A 20,328-nucleotide genomic window follows, 5' to 3' on the forward strand; every position below is an offset into this window, starting at 1 on the left:
TCGCCAGCTTGCCAGTGGTCGCAAAAACACGACATTTGTATCTTGCTAGAACACGACATTCTCATGTTGCTCCTACAAGAATGGCCGCGATACGACGGCGTTATGTCAATCAGCTGGCCACTCGGTGACGCATGGCGCGTCCAGGCCAAGTCGTGCCACTTCAATTAAACATGACCCAGACACCACGCCCCCTCCCATCGCAGCTTTCTCGCTAACTTCGAGGACGCCGATCCGCCGGCTGACCCGCTCTGGGCACGTGGGCCTTTCCGCGTCGAGGTTCTAGATCGCACCGCACATGACGGCGACGTCGGCAGCGCCATCGAGGCAAACGCCTAATGCACGATCTAATTTTGACAGCGATACGGCCCCATATACGGAGCGACCTTCTGCTTGATGATCCAAATTCCCGGCTTTTCCGCTTACTGCACAACTATTCTGCGCATCTCGCCTCACCTTAGTGTGCGAATTCCAATCCGCGAGTTGGTCCAGTCGGTCGACAGCTCCGCCCGGGAAGAGTATGATTAAATCATATCGAGTGGAGGACATCATGGCGAAAACTGAACGGTTCAGCATCACGCTAACGCCGGAATTGGCGGCGCTCGTCGAGGCGCGCGTACGCAGCGGCCAATATGCTTCGGACAGCGAGGTTATTCGCGATGGTCTACGTCTTCTAGACGCCCGGGATCGCGCTGTCGAATCGTGGCTAAAGAAGGAAGTTGTTCCGGCGATTGGCCGTGCGCATGCAGATCGATCGCGTCTGATTTCTGGCGACGATTTCGATCGACAGATGGAGCAGCGTAGGAAGGCACGAGCGTCGAAGGCGGCATGAAGAAGTACAAGGTTCAATACCTACCCGAGTTCTTCGATCAACTTGAGCGAATCGAAGACTTCCTTCGGACGAACGGTGCATCATCAGCAATTGCGCGGCGTTTCACCTCTTCGATCCAAGCATACTGTGAATCGATGAACACATTCCCCTACCGAGGAAGGCCCCGAAACGATCTTAGTCCAGGCCTACTAACGACGAACTATCGCGGGAGCACCAACCTCGCGTATCAGGTCCGCGAAGACGAGAGCGAAGTTTGGTTCATCGGGGTGTACTATGCCGGCGAAGATTTCGAGAGCATCCTGACGAATTCGCCCGACGACCACTGACAGCACTCCATGATGCAAGCCGCCCCCGGGCGGCTTTCGCTTATTTATTTACGCGTGTCGCTCGGTGTAGCGCCCGCCCACCAGTGTCGTCGCTTTTGTCCATCGCCCAAGTGTCCAAATGCGCCCTATGGTGTTCCCCTGTAGGCGACGCCGGCATGCATTGTAATTCCAGCAGCCTCGTTCGGGCCACCCAGAGCTCAACTGCACCCTAGGTGGTCGCTGACGCTAAGATCGTAACCAATGCGGATCGACCAATGGTCCGCAGATCTCGGCTCTGTCTCACGTCAGTGTGGGCAGTGAAATTAGGGTGCGTCGTCTGGCTGGTGGATTCCATCGCCAAGGTAGAACAGACCAAGAAACGTTACGTAAAGCATCTGCCAGAAAAAGATGTGGTAGATGCAGAAAAATGCGTAAAGCGTCCATCGCTGATGGCTGGGACTGACGATGGCCTTAATCGAGGGCGCGATCGCCAGCCCGAGCATTGAGGCCATGATGAGGACAAGACTGTCTGCCGTTAGGAAAGCCAGCAGTACGCAAAGAAAGCGTCGTCGAGTCAGATCAATGGCGACTGACCGGCCGCGGAACGCGCAGCGTTCAAACTGACGCAGAGGGAGCCGACGCACTAATCATCAGCATTACGAATGACATCATGGCGTGATGATCCGCGCCGGCCTTAGGCGCGCAGGCGATGGCCTGCAGTGGCGGGCGATGTCCCTGCAAAGCATGTCGCTCGCTCAAGAAGTTCTCCACGCACGGTCCGCGCTCCAAACATAAGGCGGGTAACCGCAATCCCATTTCAAGCAACGGCCGAGGTGTCGTGCCGCGTGTCCGGGAACGACACGTGCGGAAGCTCGGTCACCGCATCTTCGGTGGTTCGCGATAAGCGCCCAAAGCACTACAAGCTAATTCTGCTGAGCTAAAAACGAAAAATGAATATTTTTGATCCGCTTGCATCGGCAAACGCGGCCCTCTGGTCGCTGTTCGTTGAAGGACCGCTAGGGTTCGCGGGGCAGTTCTTCGTCGATCCGCAGTCGACGGTTACGAATGCGAGGCTCAAAGCACCCTTACAACCACCAGTCAACACAATTAACCGGACGCCCATGCCGAGTCCGCCGTATCCCGCGGGTGCGCCCTCGATTACGCCGCACGGGCTACCAGCGAGCAATGGTCCTCAATGGTTGAACAGTCGGTTTGAACACGGCGGCCAAGCACACCGCTTCAAGCTCTACGTTCCGAGTGTCTACCACGGCCAGTCGCTTCCGCTGGTGGTCATGCTCCACGGCGCTCAGCAAGATCCCGACGATTTCGCAGCCGGCACAGCAATGAACGAAGCCGCCGAAGCGCACGGCTATATCGTCGCCTATCCGGAGCAGTCGGAGAGCGTCAGTCTCCTCAGATGTTGGAACTGGTTCCGACCGTGCGACCAAATGCGTGAGTCAGGAGAAGCATCGATGATCGCGGCCCTCACGCGAGAGGTCGTAGCGACGTACAAAGTCGACGATGCTCGGGTCTACGTGGCAGGTATGTCGGCAGGCGGCGCCATGGCCGTCAATCTTGCGGTGACCCATCCCGATCTTTACGCGGCCGCTGCAGTCCATTCGGGCGTCGCCTTCGGCGTCGCAGACGAGGCGTTTTCAGCGCTCTGTGCAATGAACGATGGCAAGGGAAAGATCCGCCTGCCCGCAGTTTTGCTTCACAGTTCTCAGCCGCGCACTGTGCCGCTCATCGTCTTCCACGGCGACGCTGACGAAACCGTGCATCCGCGCAACGGTGACCAGATCATCTCAATGCACCGGCTGTTGCAAGGCGACGCTGGCGCCGTGCTCGCACCTCCTCCAACGGAGCTGAGCGAAACGGAGAATGGCTACGCCTACACGCGCCGGATCTTCCATGACGAAACGGGCGTCCCCGTTGGCGAGCAATGGCTTGTGCACGGTCTTAATCACGCCTGGTCGGGAGGGAACCCTCAAGGTAGCTATACCGACCCATGCGGTCCGCATGCAACCGACGAGTTCCTTCGATTCTTCGATCAATTTGCGCTTGACGGCGAGGCCACTGGCTGAAGACATCGCGCCGACTTCGAGAACGCAGCATCGAACGGCGAGGATCGGGCGACCGATCATTGGCGGCTTTGACAAAGCGGTCATGCCTCGGACCGTGCACACAGGCGCGGAACATGTGCTGAGTGTCGGCCCTGTCGAAACAACTGGGCAGCACACGGAAGAGACTCAACGTCCCTACGAGCGAAACTAAAAGCCACCGATCTTTCCGAGCATGTCGTCGTAGCGCGCTTGTCGCGCTTTTTCGACGAAGCAGGATCCGCAAGGCGACTGACCGGTGATGCGAGAGGTGGAGTCAACAGCTACGTAGCAGACTCACAGATCCTGCAAGAGGCCCGACTTCCATAAGATTCGGCAGTTGGTCTAGAATACCGGCCGCTCGCGAACAGTCCGGCGGACCCTACGCGGAGGCCGCGACGGAAGCAAGGGGCAATTCGGTGCCGCTTGGATGGGCTCGGATCGCGCTTTTTAAACGACCCGTACGCAGGGATGATGACCCAGGTGCGCAACACAAGAATGAAGCGAGCTGCTATGTGTGCGCGGTGGTCTTGAGCACTTTGAGGAGCTCGCTAAGATTCGCCGGCTTAACAAAGTAGGCATTGAATTGAGTATCGAGCGGGCTCAGCTGCGGGTCTGCCTGCCACCCTGTCAGCGCGATAAGCAATACGTTGGAGCCACGTTTGGCCCGAATCGTTCGCGCTACCTCCGTGCCGTCGATATCAGGTAAGCCCAAGTCGAGGATCACCGCTTCCGGATGAAAGGCTTCTTCAACGCGTAAAGCATCCTGACCACTGATCGCCGTTTTCACCCTATGGCCTTCCGCTTGAAGCAAAAGCGTGAGACTCGCTGCAGCATCTTCGCTGTCGTCCACCACTAACACCCGGCGCTCTTTCAGTGGCGCGGAAAGCGGTTGATTGACCGCTGACGGGGACGTTTCTGTCGCGACAAGGCAGTGCTCAGCTGAGAGAGCTCGAAGTCGAACTTCAAATGCGCTTCCTTTTCCCGGCCCTTCGCTTGCCGCCGTCAACTGTCCGTCGTGAAGTTGGACGAGCGCCCGTACGAGCGCTAGCCCGATGCCGAGGCCGCCCTTCGATCGACCATGGCCTGATGGAACCTGCGCGAACATCGTAAAAATCGTCGCGAGGTCTTCATGCGAGATGCCGATGCCGCTGTCGCGTACGGTAATCACAACATCGTCGCACTGCCGAGCTACAACGAGCTCGATCTTTCCGCCCGATGGAGTGTAGCGGAAGGCGTTGTTGAGCAGGTTTTGAACGATCTGAGCAAGCCGAACCGGATCCGCCAACACATAAACGTCCTCATCCAGCAGATGAATGTCGAACTCGTGCGAGGATTCAGCTTCGGACCGACGGGCACGGGTGCTCTCGACGACGTCATGAATGATCGCGCCGATCTCTATGCGCGTCTTTTTAATCTCGATCTTCCCTTCGGCGATTCGTGACACGTCCAACAAGTCATCGGCAAGGCGCGCGGCTTGATCGAGTTGTCGATCGAGCATCTGCAAGGGCCAAGCCGTGTCGGCCGAGACGCACTGCTGACGAGATAGTAGATCGATAGCTGAACGCATCGCGCTGAAGGGGTTTCGAAGCTCGTGAGCGAGCGTCGCGAGAAATTCGTCCTTGCGACGGTCGGCTAACCTAAGGGCGCGTTCAGCGCTCGCCTTAGCTTCGAGCGCCTCGTCCGAGCGGCTACGCGCCGCGACCAGCTCGCGCTCATATTTATGCCGGTCGCCCATGACCATGACGGCGAACTCGTCGAGCTCATCGCCGCCTTCGTTCACTCGACAGACGTTCACCATCATTGGAACGATTGTCCCATCTTGGCGTCGCATATCGAGTTTGACCTCCGCTACGGAGCGCTGCACCTGCAGAAGCGGCGCAAGATGGGTCTGGAGGAAAATCTTTCCACCCATGGTCAGCATATCGAGAAAAGTGCGGTGCCCGACAAGCTCCGATGCCGAGAAACCCAGCCATTCGCAAAGGGTTCTGTTGGCACGGACAATCTTCCCGCCCGCCATCGCCGTAAAAAGACCGCATGGCGCGCGCTCATAGGCTGCTTTGAAGTCTGATACGCTTCGAAGCGGCTCATGCATGATCAGAGTGAGTCATGCAGGAACGACTCGATGACGTCAACGCTGGCACTTGGCGCACTCAGATGCGGGCAATGTCCAATGTTCTTGACGATGGCCAGGCGGCTGCCCGGGATGTGTTGGTGCATGTACTCTCCGACGCAAACAGGGGCCAAGAAATCGTCGTTGGACTGCACAATCAGCGTTGGTGTTGTGACGCGGGACATCTCCGCTCGATGATCCGCCAAGAACGTCACGCGAGCGAAATGTCGTGCGATATCAGGATCGGTCCGGCAGAAGCTGTTGACAAGTTCTTCGCTGAGTTGCGGCTGTTCGGGCGCGCCCATGATGGCAGGCGCCATCGTGTTGGACCAGCCCAGGAAATTGTTCTCTAATGTTTCGAGCAATTCCTCGATGTCCGCGCGCGCAAACCCGCCCGAGTACACGCCGTCATTGATAAAAGACGGTGACGGTCCGACCATTATATTTGCCGCAAATCGTTCGGGTGCCTTGATTGCCGCCAGCATGCCGATCATCGAACTAACCGAGTGGCCCACAAACACGACCGGCGCTGCCTCGACCTCATCAAGAATTTCCAGGAGGTCGTCCACGTAGCCATGCAGCGAGCTGTACTTCGCAAAATCGTAGCTTGCGAGATCCGACCCGCCGCTGCCGACGAGATCGAACAACACGGTTCGGTACCGACCCTCGAATGTCGGCGCAACATACCGCCACATCGACTGGTCGCAACCGAAGCCGTGAGAGAAAACCATTGTCGTCGGGCCATCGCCGACGACGCACACGTTGTTGCGCTTAGTGATGTTCATTGGGAAAGAGATCAGAGGGTGGCAGACGCCAGACGACTGACGTGTGAAAGTTTGACGCGGGCATATACCGACACGATATCACCATCGGAAGGCGCTCAGCGGGCGTGCCCATCCGTTCGCGAGTTAGACCGGGAACAAACGGTGCACGTAAAAAACCGCAAACCGGGAAAATGCGATGTTCGAGTCTCTCTACGCCCAATTACTTGCCCTGCCGGTGGGCGCCGCGCTCGTGCTCCCGCTCGGAGTCAGTGCCCGAAGCGCTGAATTCGCTGTCCAATGCGCAATGCGAAAAGATCTGAAGAAACGTTTTTTGATAGGCGAGCACGTCATCCGCCCACGGCAAGCCGAGGTCCTGCGCCATGTTCGCATCGAGCGCTTGGCCGATGACACATAGATTTTCGTCTACCGAATGTAGCCCCTTCGCTTTAGACTTCGGGCGGATGCGACGCGATTTCGATCCTAAATATCACGCAATTGCCGCGCACTGGTTGTCCGCACTCCGCCACCCGCCGTAGCCTTCGAATCGTAAGTGATGCCATGAGCGCCTCAGCAGTAAGACACGTTTCGATCGAGACGGTTGGCTCGCCTTGCAGGCGATCCGTTGCGGCGCCCGAGGCATCCCTGAATCGGAAACAGGATGTTTTCACGCGACGTCATCGAGCAATGCCGCGCCTGTCAGTTGTCCAGCAAGCTATTACGGTCCATTCGCGCCAACCACCTTGGAGATATGAAATGAAAGCACCTGTAACCGAGGAGCAAGTACGTACGCTGGCCTATCGACTCTGGGAGGACGCCGGCAGTCCCGAAGGGCGGTCAGAGGAATTCTGGGCTCAGGCCGTTGAGCAGCTCGGGGGTCTGGCGGAAGGCGTCGAGGACAAAGACAGTATGGCGTCAAACAGCGACACGGAGGTTGCCGCAAAAGCGGACAAACCGTGACCGTTGCCGGGCGGCTGCTACCGTTTCGGCAGCGGCGTCCGCCGCCGGGGTCAATCAAGGCGCGCTGCGGGCGACGAGGTCAAGAAGAAGGTTTGGATCGGCTGGCTTCGTTAAATGATGATCGAAGCCAGCTTGCTGCGCACGCAACCGATCTTCAGGCTGTCCATACCCGGTGTGCGCAATGAGCGTTGCATGCCGCACGCCCGGGCGCGAGCGCAGCGTCGCGGCAAGGGTGTAGCCGTCCATGCCGGGCATGCCGATGTCGAGCACAAAGGTGTCAAACTCCGTTTGCTCGACGAGGCGCAGGGCCTGCTCGCCGGATAGAGCAACACTAACGTCGTGACCTTCTTCGCTGAGCAGAACAGCCAGCGACTCGGCCGCGTCCGCGTTATCGTCTACCACCAGGACGTGGCGCGACTTTCCATCATGGATAGCAGTTGAACCTGCAGAACCGGCCTGCGCAGGACTCGGCGTCCACAAGCGTGGCAAGGAGACGATGAATTGACTGCCTTGCCCGAGCCCGGCGCTCATCGCCTGAACTCTGCCGTCGTGGAGCTGGACTAAACTTCTCACCATGGCAAGCCCAATGCCAAGGCCACCGGAGGCGCGATCGAGAGTCCTTGCTTCCTGGGTAAAGAGTTCGAAGATATGGGGCAGGAGTTGCGCGTCGATACCTAAACCGTTATCACACACAGCAACGTTGATGCTGCTAGGGGTCGTGCTCACGGCAACCGAAATCGCCCCGCCATGCGGCGTGTATTGGGTCGCATTGTGGAGCAGATTCGCGACAACCTGGGTGAGGCGATGCAAATCTCCGGACACGAGCCCCTGTTCGTCACCGTATTCGATAGACAGGGATTGATGCTTGGCGTCGATCGAGGCGCGAACCTGCTCGACCGCCGGGGAGATGAAGTCGCTTGGCAACAGGATCGATCTCTCGATACTGATCAAGCCGCGTGTTACCCGCGAAATGTCGAGCAGCTCATCGAGTAGCTCTTTGAGATGATGCGCCTGTCTCGATATGACGTTACTTGCGTGCGCGATTCGCGGGTCTTGAGCGCCGAGACGACCGATGAACTCGGCCTGGTTCGTGATGGGTGCCAGGGGATTACGCAACTCATGGGCGAGCATCGCAAGAAACTCATCTTTTCTTCGATCCGCCTCGCGCGCAAGACGTTCAAGTCGCCGCTGCACCGTCACTTCGCGCAGCGTCACCAGCACACCCAGTACGCCGGCGTTGTCGTCTTCGATTGCCGCGAACACCGCATCTGCAATGACCGCCGTCTCACCCTCGCCGCTTGTCATCAGATCACGACGGACCTCTTCCTTGCCGAGCGCAGTTTTGAGCACCTTGTCAATCGCCGCTTCGTTCGGAAACAGGCTTTGGAACTTCGCACCGAGCGCGTCCTGTTCGGACCGATCGAACAGTGCTTCTGCAGCACGATTCCAGGAAACGACCTCGCCTTCCACCGTGAGCGAAACGATCGCGTCGTGAGCAGTACGCATCAGGTTGGCGAGATAGTGGTCCGAGGCGACCAAGCGCTGGAAGGCTGGCTTCTGTGCTGCCCTCGTATTCGACAACTGTCCAGCCACACGACCGACGGTTGTACGGAAACGGTACTGCTGTAATGCGTTACGGACGGTCGATTCGATCTTCCGCTCGAGCACGTCGCCGCGCGCCTCGACGACCGCCCAGCGCCCGCCAGGCGGGCCGGCATACATCAGAGACCGACGAAGCTTCGTGTCGCTACCAGGTTCACATACGAACACGAAAAAGGCTTTTGGGCACGCGCGCGCGATCGTTCTGCCCACAAACGCCGCATCAGGTACGGCGGGTTCGATGGTGACGACGAGAGGCCCCTCTTCCATTGCGCCTGGCTTGAGACGGTCAACAAGCTCAGCGACACTCGCGACTTCGAGGACCACGCGATCGTCCTCCGCAAACGCGCCTATTGCTGACTGCATAGCGCCGTCAGGTGCTTGCGCTGCTTCTCGGATGACGAGGATTCGGGCTTTGATCATTAGAAGAGCGGCAGGCCGAGCACGCCGCGTCCCGTCCATCCAGTGAGCAGCTCCGTCGTCGGCGACATGACGTGGCTCGCGCGTGCATCGCGCAGCAGCCGCGCCAATGCACTGTTCTCACGGTATGCCATACCTCCGCAAAGCGACATCGCCTCATTGGTGATCTGAACGGCAGTTCGCGCCACGTCTGCTTTACTGGCGAGCAGGTAATTCAGCGCATCGGGCTGTGCCGCATCGCCGAGGCGGGCGGCGTGATAGACGAGCAAACGCGACTTTTGCAACGCGGTCCAGAGCTCTGCAACGCGGTGCTGAACGATGTCCGCGTCTGCTAGCAGGCTGCCTGAATGAGTGTGACGCCGAGCGGTGACATGGCTGATGGCAAGATCAAGCGCCGCCTGGGCGATGCCGAGATACGTCCCGGCCATTGCCATCAAAAAGAATGGCGCGACGACCTCGAATACGAACCACACCTGGTCCCCCTCCTGTCCCAGTAGCTGACTGTCCGGGACCTTGACGTCGTTCAGACGCATCGCACGGGACGAGTTGCCACGCATGCCCAAGCCGCTCCACGGGTCGCCCCACTCGAGGCCCGCCGCCTCTGCATCGACGACCAGACAGCTGAAGTCGCCTTGCGCGGCCGCGACGCTCGCCGTGGTCGACACCACGTATGAGTCTGCATGGGCACCGTTGGTTACGAACTGCTTTTCGCCGCGCAGAATAAGCTCTGCGCCATCGCGGTGAAGGCTAGTCTCCGGCAGGAAGAAGAACGCGCCGGTGCCGCTTTCGGAAAGCGCAAGCGTGGTGAGATGTCGACCTTCTGCAATGGGCCGAAGGTACTTTTCTTCGCTGAGCGCGCTACTCTTGGCGGCGACTACCGCCGAGGCGACACAATGCATGCCAAAGCACATTGACGTCGACGAACACGCGGCTCCCAGCGCCTCCGTAACGGTCACCAAGCCAAGCAATCCTTCGCCAAGCCCGCCGAACTTGGCCGGAACGCTCAAGCCGGTAAGTCCCGCCTGCTTGAGCGCGGACAACGACGCGCCGGGCCAGAGGCCCTCAGCATCAACGGCGTGAGCCGCGGGCGCAATGATTTCGTTGCAGATCGTTTCAACCTGCGCGCGCAGGTGCAAAAGCCGCGGTGACAATAGATCTTCCAGCAAATTCTTCCCCTATCGGCCAGTTTAATGAGCCAAAGAGGTATTAATTCCCTCTATCGACCGGACCGTCTGGATAGGATAGCGTATCCCGCGAAAGTCCTGCCTGCTGCGAGGAAGCGGCTGTAGACTGGCTGGAACGTCATCACTTCTTTCGCCCATGAGTTTTGCTCGCACCGCCACTTGGGCCGCCACAATCGAGCATTTGCGATTTCCGGACGATGCGGTGGTTCCGGTTCGCGTGCTCGTGCGGCAGCATCAAGCGTTCGCGGAAATGAACGACGCCTTGCAGGAGGACCGCTCGTTTGCGCAGCTCCTTCAGACAGCGGCCCGCTGCGCTGCCAAGGGCTGCGCAGCGCCCATGGCCAAGATATTGAAACTTGACGGTTCGAACGACGTGCTCATCGTCAAAGGCCAATATGGCATGGGCGAAGAAGTCTTGGGCCGCGATGCCGGGCTTGCTCGAGCCGGTAACCCTCCGGGCGAGGCATTAACCTTGGCAAGACCCATCGTTGTCGACGACGTTTTTCGAGACCGTGGCGCTGATGCGCCACAGTTGTTTCGTGACTTCGGGGTTGTGACGTCGGTCAATATTCCACTCATCGGCGCCGACGGACCCTACGGCGTCCTGGAGGTTGATTATCGCCGCTCGCACAACGTGGACGTCTGCGATCTTTCCTTTCTTGCGTCAGTCGGCGCCGTGTTGGCCGAGGGCATCGAGACGAGAAACCGGCAAGACGTGCTCGCGGCGGACCGGGACGCGAAAGTCACTCTGCTTCGGGAGCAACAACACCGCATACGCAACAACTTTCAGATGATCGCCTCGCTGCTCGAGCGTAATGCCATGATCTCACGCGATGCACAGGTCAAAGCCGACTACAAGGAAATTCACCGGCGCGTGTTTGCCATGGCATCGTTGTATGACCATCTTCTTGGCCTAGGGGAGCATGGCCAATCCGTCCAACTGGCGCCCTACTTGTCGTCCATTTGCGCGAGCTTCGAAGACTTTTATGACTTGCGTGGCAACAACGTCCATTTAGTCGTATCCACCGAGGAAGGCGCCGGCCTGCAGCTCGGCATCGACACATGTACGGCTATCGGCACCGTGGTGAACGAGCTCGTCGCGAACGCTATGGAGCACGCCTTTGCTGGAAGGCCCGGAACCATTACGGTGAGCATGCGTCGAGCATCGACTTCGCTGAGCATCGAGGTGTGTGACGACGGCACAGGCTACGGCGCAAATGCGAAGGAGAACACCGGCCTGCGGACCGCCCGCCGCCTCCTCACCGGGATGGGCGCAACGCTGGTCGTCGAGACAAAAATGCCAACGGGCACGAAATGGAATCTCAGTCTGCCGCTGACACCGATCGATCCATCATAGTCCGAATGAGTGATCGCTGGCGACGCTTAGCCCATTCTTAATAGTCGTTGCGGATTGCCGGCGAGCGAGCCTCTACTGTTTTATCTTTCCAGTCGAATTACCGTTTGTGCCAGTCCCCGACGCCCCCTCAGCCGACATCCCCTTCTTACGTTCGTGCATCAGCGTGGGTCTGCTTGCGCCGCTTGCACCGGTAGAAGCGCCCTTGGACATCTGTCCCGCGACCGGGGCACCGTGCTGAGTTGTTGGTGGCGAAGGAGTTTGCGCCGTCGCGCTTGTGCTTGCAGCGACAAGGAGGGCGCTAAACAGGAGTGAAATGCGAATCATGGCTGTCTCGTCGTGTGTTTGACAGCGTTCCATGAGCATCTGCCGTGCCTCATAAGTCCCCAGTCGCTGTTGGCCGTGGGGAGGTTCGTCGTTCGTTGTGGAGTGGACGGATCTATTCCGGCCCACGACGCAGGTGCGTTCGGCATTTTGGCCGAGAGCGAAAAAGCGAAGACCCTCACGATCGCCACCACGCTGCGCAGCATAGTTTCCACGTCGGTCGCGGATACGTTCTGCCGAAGCGCTTGTTCATTTGCTTGATATGCCCGGCGCCGTGCCATCCTTGGTCCTGCTCTACAACCCGATGCTGTTGAGCACCGACTTGTCCGCTGCGATTTGGTTCGTAAACGAGAATCACGTCCGCAGTTACTCGCGTCCCGGTCTGTAGTACTAACCCTCACGGTCGCGCGCTCCCTTGCAGGGTTTCATAGGCACAACGCTTGCGCTAAGTGATTGCCAATGCGTCGCGCCTGTGGCTCCTTATGCGTTCACTTACCTACCGAGGCAACCTATGAGACTTCTAACGACTCGAGATGGTCTGCCCCGTTTGTCATGGGGATCAATTATCGCCGGCGTCATTCTTTCGATGATTGTCTATCTGATCATGAGCGTGCTCGGTACGGCCATCGGCGCCTCGCTGCTGTCGCCGATGTCGAAGCCCGATCCAAGCATGGTTTCGGCTTCGGGTCGGGGGTCTGGGTCATCGTTACTACGGTACTGGCCGTCTTCGTCGGCTCGTACTACGCAGGCCGCTGCGCTCCTGTGCTCGGATGGCTCCATGGTCTGCTTCCTTGGGCGGTGATGACGCTGCTCGTCGTGTACGGCATGACCTCATTGATTACCGGCGCGGCAAGCACAGCGGGTATTGTTGCAGCGACGACCGCACAGGTCAGCGCGACTGCCGCGAATCAATCCGGCGCAGCCCCATCGATTGTGGACAACGCCAAGCAGCAAGTACAGGCAGCGGTCGCATCGGCGGCGTCGGCCGCGTTAAGTCCGCAGGCGGAACAGAAGGCGCGCGAAGCGGCGGACACCGCGGCACGCGGCGTCGCACGGGCGAGCTGGTTCTCCTTTGCCGCGCTGATTGTAGGCGCCATCATCGCCATCGTCTCGGGCGGCGCCGGCTTTCGCCATCAGCCGCCCTTTGAAGAAAGTGGTGGTACGGCAACTAGTGCCGATACGCCGCCGGTGCGCAGCCGTGCCGTGCCGGGAGGCGGGTCGTCTCTAAGCGAGTGCGTTTCCGACCAGCCGACGCACTTCCGGCGGTCCGGCTGATGAGGAGCAACCAATGCGCAAGGAAGAGACGTCCGATGCGGTACCAACGCCCGACCCGTCTGACGTAGTGCGCGTGTCGGCGGTCAAGGAAGAGATGGCGGTCGGCGTCGCAACGGTCGAAACGGGCGCCGTGCGGGTGCGCAAAGTCGTCCATGAAGAAATGCATCCCGTCGCGCTGCGCCTGCGCAGTCAGCAGGTCGATGTGCAGCGGGTTCCGGCGAACCGGCCCGTTGACGAGCGCGACGAACCGCGGCGCGAAGGTGACACGCTCATCATTCCGATTTACGAGTATGTTTCGGTCGTACGCATGCAATTGACCTTGAAGGAGGAAGTGCACGTCAAGACGACCGAGATGCAAGAAGACGTGATTAATCGCGTGCTGACCCACTCGGAGGAACTCGTCGTCGAGCGCCGCGAAGGCCCTGACGGTCCGTGGAAGCTGGACCCGGACGCCATCTAACTTAATTTTGGAGAACGCGAAATGGTACAGACAATCATCGGTGTGTTTGACTCGTTCACAGATGCCGAGCGCGCTCGACGCCGCCTGGAATCGGAAGGCATTGCTCGTACGGACATGGAGGTCCACAGCTCGACGACCGGCGAGGCCCAAACAATGAGTGGTGATACAACGACGCGACCCGTTGTCAGCGACACTGGCGAAGACCGCGTTCACGATGGACCCGTCAGCGGCATTGAACATTTCTTCAAGAGGTTGTTCGGCGGCAGCGATGAGCCTGAGGAGATTGGGCACTATCACGAAGCGGTTCGACGCGGGGGTGCATTACTTTCGGTCGACGTCGCCGATGAAACGTCTGTGGAACGCGTCCGGGAGGCACTATATGCCGAGGGCGCCGTTGACATCGACTCGCGTGTCGCACAGTGGCGCAATACCGGTTACACGGCCTATGACCGTAACGCTCCGGCGTACACGGCCGATGAGATAGCTGCGGAACGCCAGGCATTTCCGGTCGTTCAGGAGTCGCTAGAAGTGGGCAAACGCGAGGTGCAGACAGGCGGCGTTCGGGTTTATTCGCGCGTGACGGAAACGCCGGTCAGCGAGTCCGTCAATCTGCGAGAAGAGCACGCGACCATTGAGCGCAGCGCGGTGGACCGCCCGGCGACAGCGGCCGATCTGAAGCAAGGCTCGGTAGAGATTCGCGAAACGGCTGAAGAGCCCGTGATCGCCAAGACCGCGCGCGTCGTCGAAGAGGTGGTGGTTGGAAAGGAATCATCGACCCGAACCGAGACCGTCAACGATACGGTGCGTGGCACCGAAGTGGACGTCGAAAGAACTGCAGGAAAAGATGACAGCCCTGCTGGCCCACCCGTGGATAAGCCGTCCATTTGAATTTAAGGAAGATCGGGGACCGCCCGCGGAATAATTGCGCAGTCCCCATTGTTCTCGGATTTCATCTGCCCGTTGCCACGCTGCCGGATCGCGACTGCGGCGATCGAGCCTTCTTCACGAATCGATGCGTCAGCACGACTCCTCAACCCATTTCCCGAACACCCTTAGGAGGACGCCATGGCGAACACCGACAGCCTTGAACCGGTCAACTCCCTCGTCACAGAGAACGCTGACAAGACCTATGAATTTCCCACCAGCGCGAATCACGGCGCTTCGGAAGCCGATACTAAGCCGTCGGCAACCGCCGGCGAAGGCGATTTCCGTGAAGCACCTCAGTCATGGGACGGTAAATCATCCGACGCTAACGTACGTGCAAGCGCAAAAGAAAAGCTCGCTGACATGAAAGGTGCCTTGGTAAAAAACTACAGGGCTGCGAGTGACACAACAGACGACTTTGTGCATGACAACCCTTGGAAGGCGATCGTTATGGCTGGACTAGCGGGCTTGATTGTTGGCATGCTCATTTCGCGTTAGACCGATGCGACTCTGAACGAGCGCATTGGCAGCGTAGTCGCAAAGCCACTTCTGCTCGCGTACGAATTCAGTAGAGATCTTGCTGCACTTCGAACTTCACCTGCCGTCTCGGTCTCTGCCGCCTTTGTGAAGCGAAAAACGCCAGCGACCCGCGGTGTCTTTTACCGCGAGCGCGCCGTGCTCGCCCATCACCGCAATGGCGACATTGTGCGGGAGCACGTCGGCCAAATTGGCAACCAACAAGGTCCGCTCACGAGGCTTAGCGTAGAGTTGCTCGGCAGCAAAATCGGGCGTGGTGAGTTGCCAGTTCGGTCCGCTAAACCGTCGCGCCCCGCTCACGACTCCTAGGTGTTCGCCGTGACCCACGTACTCTGCCCGGTCGCGCGCGCGCATCTCGGGATGCGGTCCAACGGGTCTAGCATCCGTGCGGCGGTGAGCTGCCCGGGCATACAGTTGACCGTCGTCGCATCGAAGACCTCGCGCCTGAAGCTCACGAAGGGCTTCGTCTGCTTCACCGTATGAAGAAAACAGCGCGACAATGACGTTGGCGTTTTTCATTTGCTGATCACGCAGGTCGATGGCGCTATCGGCCGCTTGACATCCTCTCTCGAATACACGATGCCACCCGTGCGCTCGTCTGCAGAAGCCCTATTTCCAGCATAGGCCAATAAACGGCTCGCTGCGCACAGCGCGAGCCGAAAGCCGTGTAGCGTTGGCGCTGTCGCTTCACCCTCGCGGCTGGCCGAGCCACCGGGACGCCTCGTCGTGCAGCGATTGCGTCGCCGCCGCGATGATGTCGCCTTGGAAGGCTTCGTCGATGGCATTGCCGGCCCATGTCGTGATGATGCCGCCCGCGCCCTCGATGACTGGAACAATCGCCATGACGTCGTGAACTTGCAGACCGTCTTCGATGACGAGGTCGATATGACCCGAAGCGAGCATCGCGTAACCATAGCAATCGGTGCCGAACCGCGTGACGCGCACTTCTCGCGCAAGCGTCGCGAATGCTCGTGCAGCCTCGCCGGAAAACATCCTCGGGTCCGTCGAGCACAGCCGCGCGTCGCGCAAATGCGCGCACGCACTCACCACGCACGGCTCGCCATTGCGCGACGTTCGATCGGCTACACCGATCCATCGCTCGCGCATTGCTGGCACTTCGACCATCCCGCAGATGGGATGTCGATTCTCGAGAATTGCGACGAGCGTTCCGAACAGCGGCAATCCGGTCACAAAGCTCTTCGTGCCATCGATCGGATCGATGACCCAGCTTATGCCGTCCGCAATGCGCCCGCCCTCTTCCTCGCCGACAATGGCATGCGTCGGATAACGCGATGCGATCATCTCTCGCAACCGACGCTCAATGGCACGATCCGCCTTTGTGACGGGCGTCGCATCAGACTTCGTTTCGACGTCGATTTCCGTGCGGAAGTGTTGCATTGCGATCGCGCGCGCTTCGTCGCCCAATTGACCAAGAAATCGCTCGATGTCGATCAGCATCCCTCGTCCTTCCTCTGCCGTGCGCAAACGGGTGCGCGCAAAATCCTCGCCCGGGCCTGCCGGCACGGGATGCGTCGCAACGCGGCGTTCAGTCTGGAACCATCGGCCCGATCTGCGGCATCCTAGAGATTTTCCGTCGCGTCGCCCAAGTCCTTGCGCGCTTCCCCTCAAATTGCTTCCCATTGCCCTTGGCTCCGCGAATCAGTTCGCCCTGACCTTTTCGACGCCCTCATCGACCGATGCTCAAAGCTACGTGCGCTCGATCTGCGCTGCTTTGTCCAAAACGCTCAAGCGACCGGCATGACCGTTGCGCAGACGACATGGCACTCTCCGCCACGTACTGCCATGCCTCGTAACACCACCTCGATGCCGGGCCTTTGGGCCACGCGGAACTTCGACGCCGTCATGCCCCCGATCACATTGCTGATCGTCGACGACGACGACGCCGGGGCGAACGCGCTGGCCGCCGCTGTGATGGCCTATGGCTGTCGTGCTTTGGTCGCAGCCAGCGGGAAGGCAGCCTTCGAGACTCCAGCATCATGGGTGCCCCATGTCGTCATTCTTGACATTGAAATGCCGGAGTGGGACGGCTTTAGCGTTGCGAAAGCGATGCGCGGTTCAAGCCGGTTTGCAACGGTGCCGATCGTGGCGCATAGTTCGCTGCCGGAAGCGGAAGTGTCTGAGCGCGGCATCGAGGCCGAGATCGACGCCTATTACCGAAAAGGCGAACCGCTGCGCGGCTTATTTCGGACGATCGAGTATCTGGCGCCGGTGCGGTACTTGTAAGCGCGTCTTGTCTCACTTGCAGGCACATCTGAGACTGTTACGCCGAGTGACAATCGCATGGTCTCGAATGTTGAACCGGACGCTCGTTAGCCACGCTTACCCCATGTGCCGGTTGAGTTTGCCACGGTGAATATTGAATCGTTTCTTCGGGGACGGCCCGCAATCATCGGCGTGCCCTGCGAGCGTCTCGCTTGATGGTGGGAGCAAACCGCCGTGGTCGATGAGGACGATAAGAAGTAAACCTTTACACCCTTACGCCAGGCGGCCGCTAAGAACCTCATGTAACTTCCCAGGCCGGTACCGATTTATCTGTTTGATCAGCACTGCCCAGCGGTCGACCAAGACTGACGTTTTCGGACGGCTGTTGCATTTCCGCATCCATGTATGAACGACATAGTGCTCTCCCAATCGCCGCAAGGTCATCGTGCCGGCAGCAATTAGAACCTGAACGTCACGTTCAACGCGGTCCGTTGAAGCGCAGCGTCTGTATCAGTTGATCGCCCGACGCATAAAACGCGAGATAGCGATAGGTCAAACTCAGGTCGCCCCACTTCATTGCATAGCCGAGCCCGGTCATCGCCTGCCAAGTGAACTTCGACGAGCCCGCGCCGGCGTCTAGGTAGAACGGCACATACCACCGGCCGTCACTGGTGATCAGCAGCCGCCCACGCACGCCACCGAAGCCATCGAAGATATTCTGTACTTGCGAGACGCTGACTTCCGGGCTCACGCTCGAGCCTGTTCCAAGCGTTCCGGTGGCCGACGCGTCCAGTGTAGCTTCCGCACTGAGATAGCGAATTCCAACAATCGCATCGATATTTCCCCACGACTGTCGCATCAAGGTGCGGCCGCCGCCAAGCTGGATCAGCGTACCTCGGAAAGTCGTCTCAAAGCTCCTTTGCGTCTCGCGTGGACCGAAGAGGCCGCTCGTTGCATTGACCGAACTCCCGTGCCGCCCGAAGTTCAGATAGATTGTGTCCGCGAAAATGCTCCAGTTGTCCTTGCGCGCCTCACCCTGCAGCATAAAAACGAATTTGAGGTTTTGCAGATAGTTATACGGCCCGGTAGATGCGTCGGCGCCTCCGCCAAGCAGGGAGAAGCGCAGCGTCCCGCTTACGCTGGGCAACCAGAGGTAGGGCGAAACCGAGAATTGCCACGGCGCGCCGGTTCCGCCTTGCGCCGACAATGCGTCTATAGCCCGAGCATTGCTCGCGGCAATCATCACAGCCACGACACACCATGAGTATCGGCACATGATGAACGACTCCCAAACTTACAGTCAGGACCTGCAAGGTACCAAGCGCCCCGAGTTCCGAGTCGCGACCACATCTTTGCCCGCCTGCGCGCCGGTCACTGCAGGTGATAACACTGCTTGACCCAACGGTACCATCTATTCGCCATCGACAGTACTATGACCGGCACGGTCTTCGGTCCGACGGGTCACGGCGATGCAACTGTGAGGCATGTAAAATGCGCGGTCGTCCAGCGTTCGCAAGCATGGTCACTGTGATTGGTACGGTAGCCGCAATGGTCAGCGTCGCCGTGCACGCGGATGAGAACGAGTCGCTTAGCTTCATCGATCCGGCCGACGGGCAACTAGACATGAGCGATTTTCTGCTCAAACACAAGGGCGCGCTGCCCGTGCCTATGGTGATCACCGAGCCGGCCGTGGGCTATGGCGTCGGCCTTGGCCTGCTCTTCTTCTCGGGGCCGATCGCCGAGGCGGCGGCGAAACCAACGAGCGAGCGGCCCGGCCGGATTCTGCCGAACGTGACCGCGATCGGCGGCGTCTACACGCAAAACGGCACGTGGGCCGCGGCTGCTGCCCATTCTCACACCTGGGACGACGATCGTTATCGTTACCTCGGCGCGGTGGCAAAGGTCGACGCTCATCTCGATTATTTCGGCCCGACCGGTCAGCCTCGGGCTTATACCCTCCTCGGTGACGCACTGCTCCAGCAGTTCCTGGTTCGCCTCGGCAACAGCCGCTGGTATGGCGGCGTGCGCTACGTCTTCTTCAACTCGACCTCCAGCTTCACTGGCGGCAGCGTACCCTCCACCATCGCCAACTTCGAGCGGAACCAGCGAATTGGCGCCGGAAGCCTCATCCTCGACTACGACTCGCGCGACAAAGTCTTTTATCCGGCGTCCGGAAGCTTCGCCGAGTTTGAGACGCAGTTTGCCCGAATCGGCTTCGGCGGAACCGAGAATTACAACATCTACGCTGCCCGTGGCTTCAAATGGATTCCGCTCGCCCATATGCTGATTCTGGGTCTGCGTCTCGACACCAAATTCTCGACGGGGGACATTCCGTTCTATGCGCAGCCGTATGTCGATCTGCGTGGCGTTCAGAAAGGCCGATACCAGGACCGCAATGCCATATCGAGCGAAGTGGAATTGCGCTGGGATGTGACGCCGCGGTGGTCGCTACTTGGCTTCACGGGCCTTGGTAAGGCCTACGGACGGCTCGCGAGCTTCTCACAGGCACAAAACGTAACAAGTGTAGGTACAGGGTTTCGTTACCTGATCGCACGCAAGCTAGGCGTTTCCATCGGCATTGATGTTGCCCATAGCAAAGACCAGAACGCGTTTTACATACAGGTCGGCAGCGCGTGGCGGTGATCTGGACAACCGACTCGGCAACTGCCCTTCTTCAGCCCGCGAGCTTCAACTGTTTTAAGCGAGCCCCCACCCATGAAGAGAGGGGCCTTTCTGGCGGAATTCAGGTATTAATCGGTTCCCATTTCACTCTTTCAGCCAACAGGATTCCACGTGCGCTCCGGCAAGGCACACGAATCAGAAAGCAGTCATGACCTCCAGCCGTTCGACAACCTTCACAATTTGCGCGACCTGGGTGGCCTGCTGCGTATTTCGGACGAAGGTGACCGGCCGTTTCGGGATCGTGACCGGCGATTTCGGCAACGTGACCGGCCGTTTCGG

General features: G+C 59.3%; 18 protein-coding genes and 1 pseudogene. 11 read left to right on the forward strand and 8 right to left on the reverse strand.

Annotated features, from left to right (window positions below):
• The first annotated feature begins 547 nt into the window (after positions 1–547).
• From NCT05_RS32290 to NCT05_RS32300, 3 genes are all read left to right on the forward strand, one after another.
• Positions 548–829: a type II toxin-antitoxin system ParD family antitoxin gene (locus NCT05_RS32290; protein WP_250504105.1), complete on the forward strand. Its 282-nt coding sequence runs from the start codon at positions 548–550 to the stop codon at positions 827–829.
• Complete coding sequence (locus NCT05_RS32295; RefSeq protein WP_250504106.1) at positions 826–1,155, forward strand: type II toxin-antitoxin system RelE/ParE family toxin; 330 nt, start codon at positions 826–828, stop codon at positions 1,153–1,155. The genes NCT05_RS32290 and NCT05_RS32295 overlap by 4 nt, the downstream gene beginning before the upstream one ends.
• 929 nt (positions 1,156–2,084) lie before the next feature.
• The gene (locus NCT05_RS32300; protein WP_250504107.1) at positions 2,085–3,218 is read left to right on the forward strand and encodes an extracellular catalytic domain type 1 short-chain-length polyhydroxyalkanoate depolymerase; all 1,134 of its coding nucleotides are present in this window, start codon (positions 2,085–2,087) and stop codon (positions 3,216–3,218) included.
• 526 nt (positions 3,219–3,744) lie between these two features.
• On the opposite strand, the gene NCT05_RS32305 is transcribed toward NCT05_RS32300, so the two are convergent.
• From NCT05_RS32305 to NCT05_RS32315, 3 genes are all read right to left on the reverse strand, one after another.
• Positions 3,745–5,328: a hybrid sensor histidine kinase/response regulator gene (locus NCT05_RS32305; protein WP_250504108.1), complete on the reverse strand. Its 1,584-nt coding sequence runs from the start codon at positions 5,326–5,328 to the stop codon at positions 3,745–3,747.
• A 2-nt stretch (positions 5,329–5,330) separates the two neighbouring features.
• Entirely contained in the window at positions 5,331–6,131 is an 801-nt protein-coding gene (locus tag NCT05_RS32310; RefSeq protein WP_250504109.1) for an alpha/beta fold hydrolase, read from the reverse strand.
• Between the two features lie 199 nt (positions 6,132–6,330).
• Positions 6,331–6,492 (reverse strand): hypothetical protein, encoded by a 162-nt coding sequence (locus tag NCT05_RS32315; protein ID WP_250504110.1) that lies wholly within the window; start codon positions 6,490–6,492, stop codon positions 6,331–6,333.
• A 371-nt stretch (positions 6,493–6,863) separates the two neighbouring features.
• On the opposite strand from NCT05_RS32315, the gene NCT05_RS32320 reads away from it, so the two are divergent.
• A complete protein-coding gene (locus tag NCT05_RS32320; RefSeq protein ID WP_250504111.1) occupies positions 6,864–7,067 on the forward strand; it encodes a DUF2934 domain-containing protein in 204 nt (67 codons plus the stop codon).
• Between the two features lie 54 nt (positions 7,068–7,121).
• Here the strand turns inward: NCT05_RS32320 and NCT05_RS32325 are convergent, their stop codons facing one another.
• Positions 7,122–8,993: a hybrid sensor histidine kinase/response regulator gene (locus NCT05_RS32325; protein ID WP_250504112.1), complete on the reverse strand. Its 1,872-nt coding sequence runs from the start codon at positions 8,991–8,993 to the stop codon at positions 7,122–7,124.
• A 95-nt stretch (positions 8,994–9,088) separates the two neighbouring features.
• Complete coding sequence (locus tag NCT05_RS32330) at positions 9,089–10,252, reverse strand: acyl-CoA dehydrogenase family protein (protein ID WP_250504113.1); 1,164 nt, start codon at positions 10,250–10,252, stop codon at positions 9,089–9,091.
• A gap of 154 nt (positions 10,253–10,406) precedes the next feature.
• On the opposite strand from NCT05_RS32330, the gene NCT05_RS32335 reads away from it, so the two are divergent.
• The 5 genes and pseudogenes from NCT05_RS32335 to NCT05_RS32355 all read left to right on the forward strand — a co-directional run bounded on the left by NCT05_RS32335 (position 10,407) and on the right by NCT05_RS32355 (position 15,105).
• On the forward strand, positions 10,407–11,627 hold the full coding sequence (locus NCT05_RS32335; protein WP_250504114.1) for a sensor histidine kinase: 1,221 nt from the start codon (positions 10,407–10,409) through the stop codon (positions 11,625–11,627).
• 832 nt (positions 11,628–12,459) lie between these two features.
• Positions 12,460–13,223, forward strand: a pseudogene (locus NCT05_RS32340) (YrzE family protein).
• Between the two features lie 13 nt (positions 13,224–13,236).
• Entirely contained in the window at positions 13,237–13,683 is a 447-nt protein-coding gene (locus NCT05_RS32345) for a YsnF/AvaK domain-containing protein (protein ID WP_250504115.1), read from the forward strand.
• A 21-nt stretch (positions 13,684–13,704) separates the two neighbouring features.
• A complete protein-coding gene (locus tag NCT05_RS32350; protein ID WP_250504116.1) occupies positions 13,705–14,571 on the forward strand; it encodes a YsnF/AvaK domain-containing protein in 867 nt (288 codons plus the stop codon).
• A 177-nt stretch (positions 14,572–14,748) separates the two neighbouring features.
• Entirely contained in the window at positions 14,749–15,105 is a 357-nt protein-coding gene (locus NCT05_RS32355; RefSeq protein ID WP_250504117.1) for an ElaB/YgaM/YqjD family protein, read from the forward strand.
• A 96-nt stretch (positions 15,106–15,201) separates the two neighbouring features.
• Here the strand turns inward: NCT05_RS32355 and NCT05_RS32360 are convergent, their stop codons facing one another.
• Positions 15,202–15,663 carry a hypothetical protein gene (locus NCT05_RS32360; protein WP_250504118.1) on the reverse strand — a complete coding sequence of 154 codons (462 nt, stop codon included), beginning with the start codon at positions 15,661–15,663 and terminating at the stop codon, positions 15,202–15,204.
• Positions 15,664–15,831: 168 nt separating this feature from the next.
• Positions 15,832–16,785, reverse strand: a complete 954-nt coding sequence (locus NCT05_RS32365) for an inositol monophosphatase family protein (protein WP_350030104.1) — start codon at positions 16,783–16,785, stop codon at positions 15,832–15,834.
• 222 nt (positions 16,786–17,007) lie between these two features.
• On the opposite strand from NCT05_RS32365, the gene NCT05_RS32370 reads away from it, so the two are divergent.
• Positions 17,008–17,388 carry a response regulator gene (locus tag NCT05_RS32370; protein WP_250504119.1) on the forward strand — a complete coding sequence of 127 codons (381 nt, stop codon included), beginning with the start codon at positions 17,008–17,010 and terminating at the stop codon, positions 17,386–17,388.
• Positions 17,389–17,845: 457 nt separating this feature from the next.
• Here NCT05_RS32370 and NCT05_RS32375 read toward each other — a convergent pair whose 3' ends face one another.
• On the reverse strand, positions 17,846–18,619 hold the full coding sequence (locus NCT05_RS32375; protein WP_250504120.1) for a hypothetical protein: 774 nt from the start codon (positions 18,617–18,619) through the stop codon (positions 17,846–17,848).
• A gap of 296 nt (positions 18,620–18,915) precedes the next feature.
• Between NCT05_RS32375 and NCT05_RS32380 the strand changes: the two genes are divergently transcribed.
• Complete coding sequence (locus NCT05_RS32380) at positions 18,916–20,010, forward strand: BamA/TamA family outer membrane protein (protein WP_250504121.1); 1,095 nt, start codon at positions 18,916–18,918, stop codon at positions 20,008–20,010.
• Positions 20,011–20,328 lie beyond the last annotated feature (318 nt).

The sequence above is a fragment of the Caballeronia sp. AZ7_KS35 genome (genome assembly GCF_023631045.1).
Taxonomy (GTDB): domain Bacteria; phylum Pseudomonadota; class Gammaproteobacteria; order Burkholderiales; family Burkholderiaceae; genus Caballeronia; species Caballeronia zhejiangensis.

Bases quoted from the DNA above. Each gene is read 5' to 3' on its own strand.
- NCT05_RS32290 (WP_250504105.1), top strand. From the start codon at position 548: ATGGCGAAAACTGAACGGTTCAGCATCACGCTAACGCCGGAATTGGCG.
- NCT05_RS32295 (WP_250504106.1), top strand. From the start codon at position 826: ATGAAGAAGTACAAGGTTCAATACCTACCCGAGTTCTTCGATCAACTT.
- NCT05_RS32300 (WP_250504107.1), top strand. From the start codon at position 2,085: ATGAATATTTTTGATCCGCTTGCATCGGCAAACGCGGCCCTCTGGTCG.
- NCT05_RS32305 (WP_250504108.1), bottom strand. From the start codon at position 5,328: ATGCATGAGCCGCTTCGAAGCGTATCAGACTTCAAAGCAGCCTATGAG.
- NCT05_RS32310 (WP_250504109.1), bottom strand. From the start codon at position 6,131: ATGAACATCACTAAGCGCAACAACGTGTGCGTCGTCGGCGATGGCCCG.
- NCT05_RS32315 (WP_250504110.1), bottom strand. From the start codon at position 6,492: ATGGCGCAGGACCTCGGCTTGCCGTGGGCGGATGACGTGCTCGCCTAT.
- NCT05_RS32320 (WP_250504111.1), top strand. From the start codon at position 6,864: ATGAAAGCACCTGTAACCGAGGAGCAAGTACGTACGCTGGCCTATCGA.
- NCT05_RS32335 (WP_250504114.1), top strand. From the start codon at position 10,407: ATGAGTTTTGCTCGCACCGCCACTTGGGCCGCCACAATCGAGCATTTG.
- NCT05_RS32345 (WP_250504115.1), top strand. From the start codon at position 13,237: ATGCGCAAGGAAGAGACGTCCGATGCGGTACCAACGCCCGACCCGTCT.
- NCT05_RS32350 (WP_250504116.1), top strand. From the start codon at position 13,705: ATGGTACAGACAATCATCGGTGTGTTTGACTCGTTCACAGATGCCGAG.
- NCT05_RS32355 (WP_250504117.1), top strand. From the start codon at position 14,749: ATGGCGAACACCGACAGCCTTGAACCGGTCAACTCCCTCGTCACAGAG.
- NCT05_RS32360 (WP_250504118.1), bottom strand. From the start codon at position 15,663: ATGAAAAACGCCAACGTCATTGTCGCGCTGTTTTCTTCATACGGTGAA.
- NCT05_RS32365 (WP_350030104.1), bottom strand. From the start codon at position 16,785: ATGGGAAGCAATTTGAGGGGAAGCGCGCAAGGACTTGGGCGACGCGAC.
- NCT05_RS32370 (WP_250504119.1), top strand. From the start codon at position 17,008: ATGCCCCCGATCACATTGCTGATCGTCGACGACGACGACGCCGGGGCG.
- NCT05_RS32380 (WP_250504121.1), top strand. From the start codon at position 18,916: ATGGTCAGCGTCGCCGTGCACGCGGATGAGAACGAGTCGCTTAGCTTC.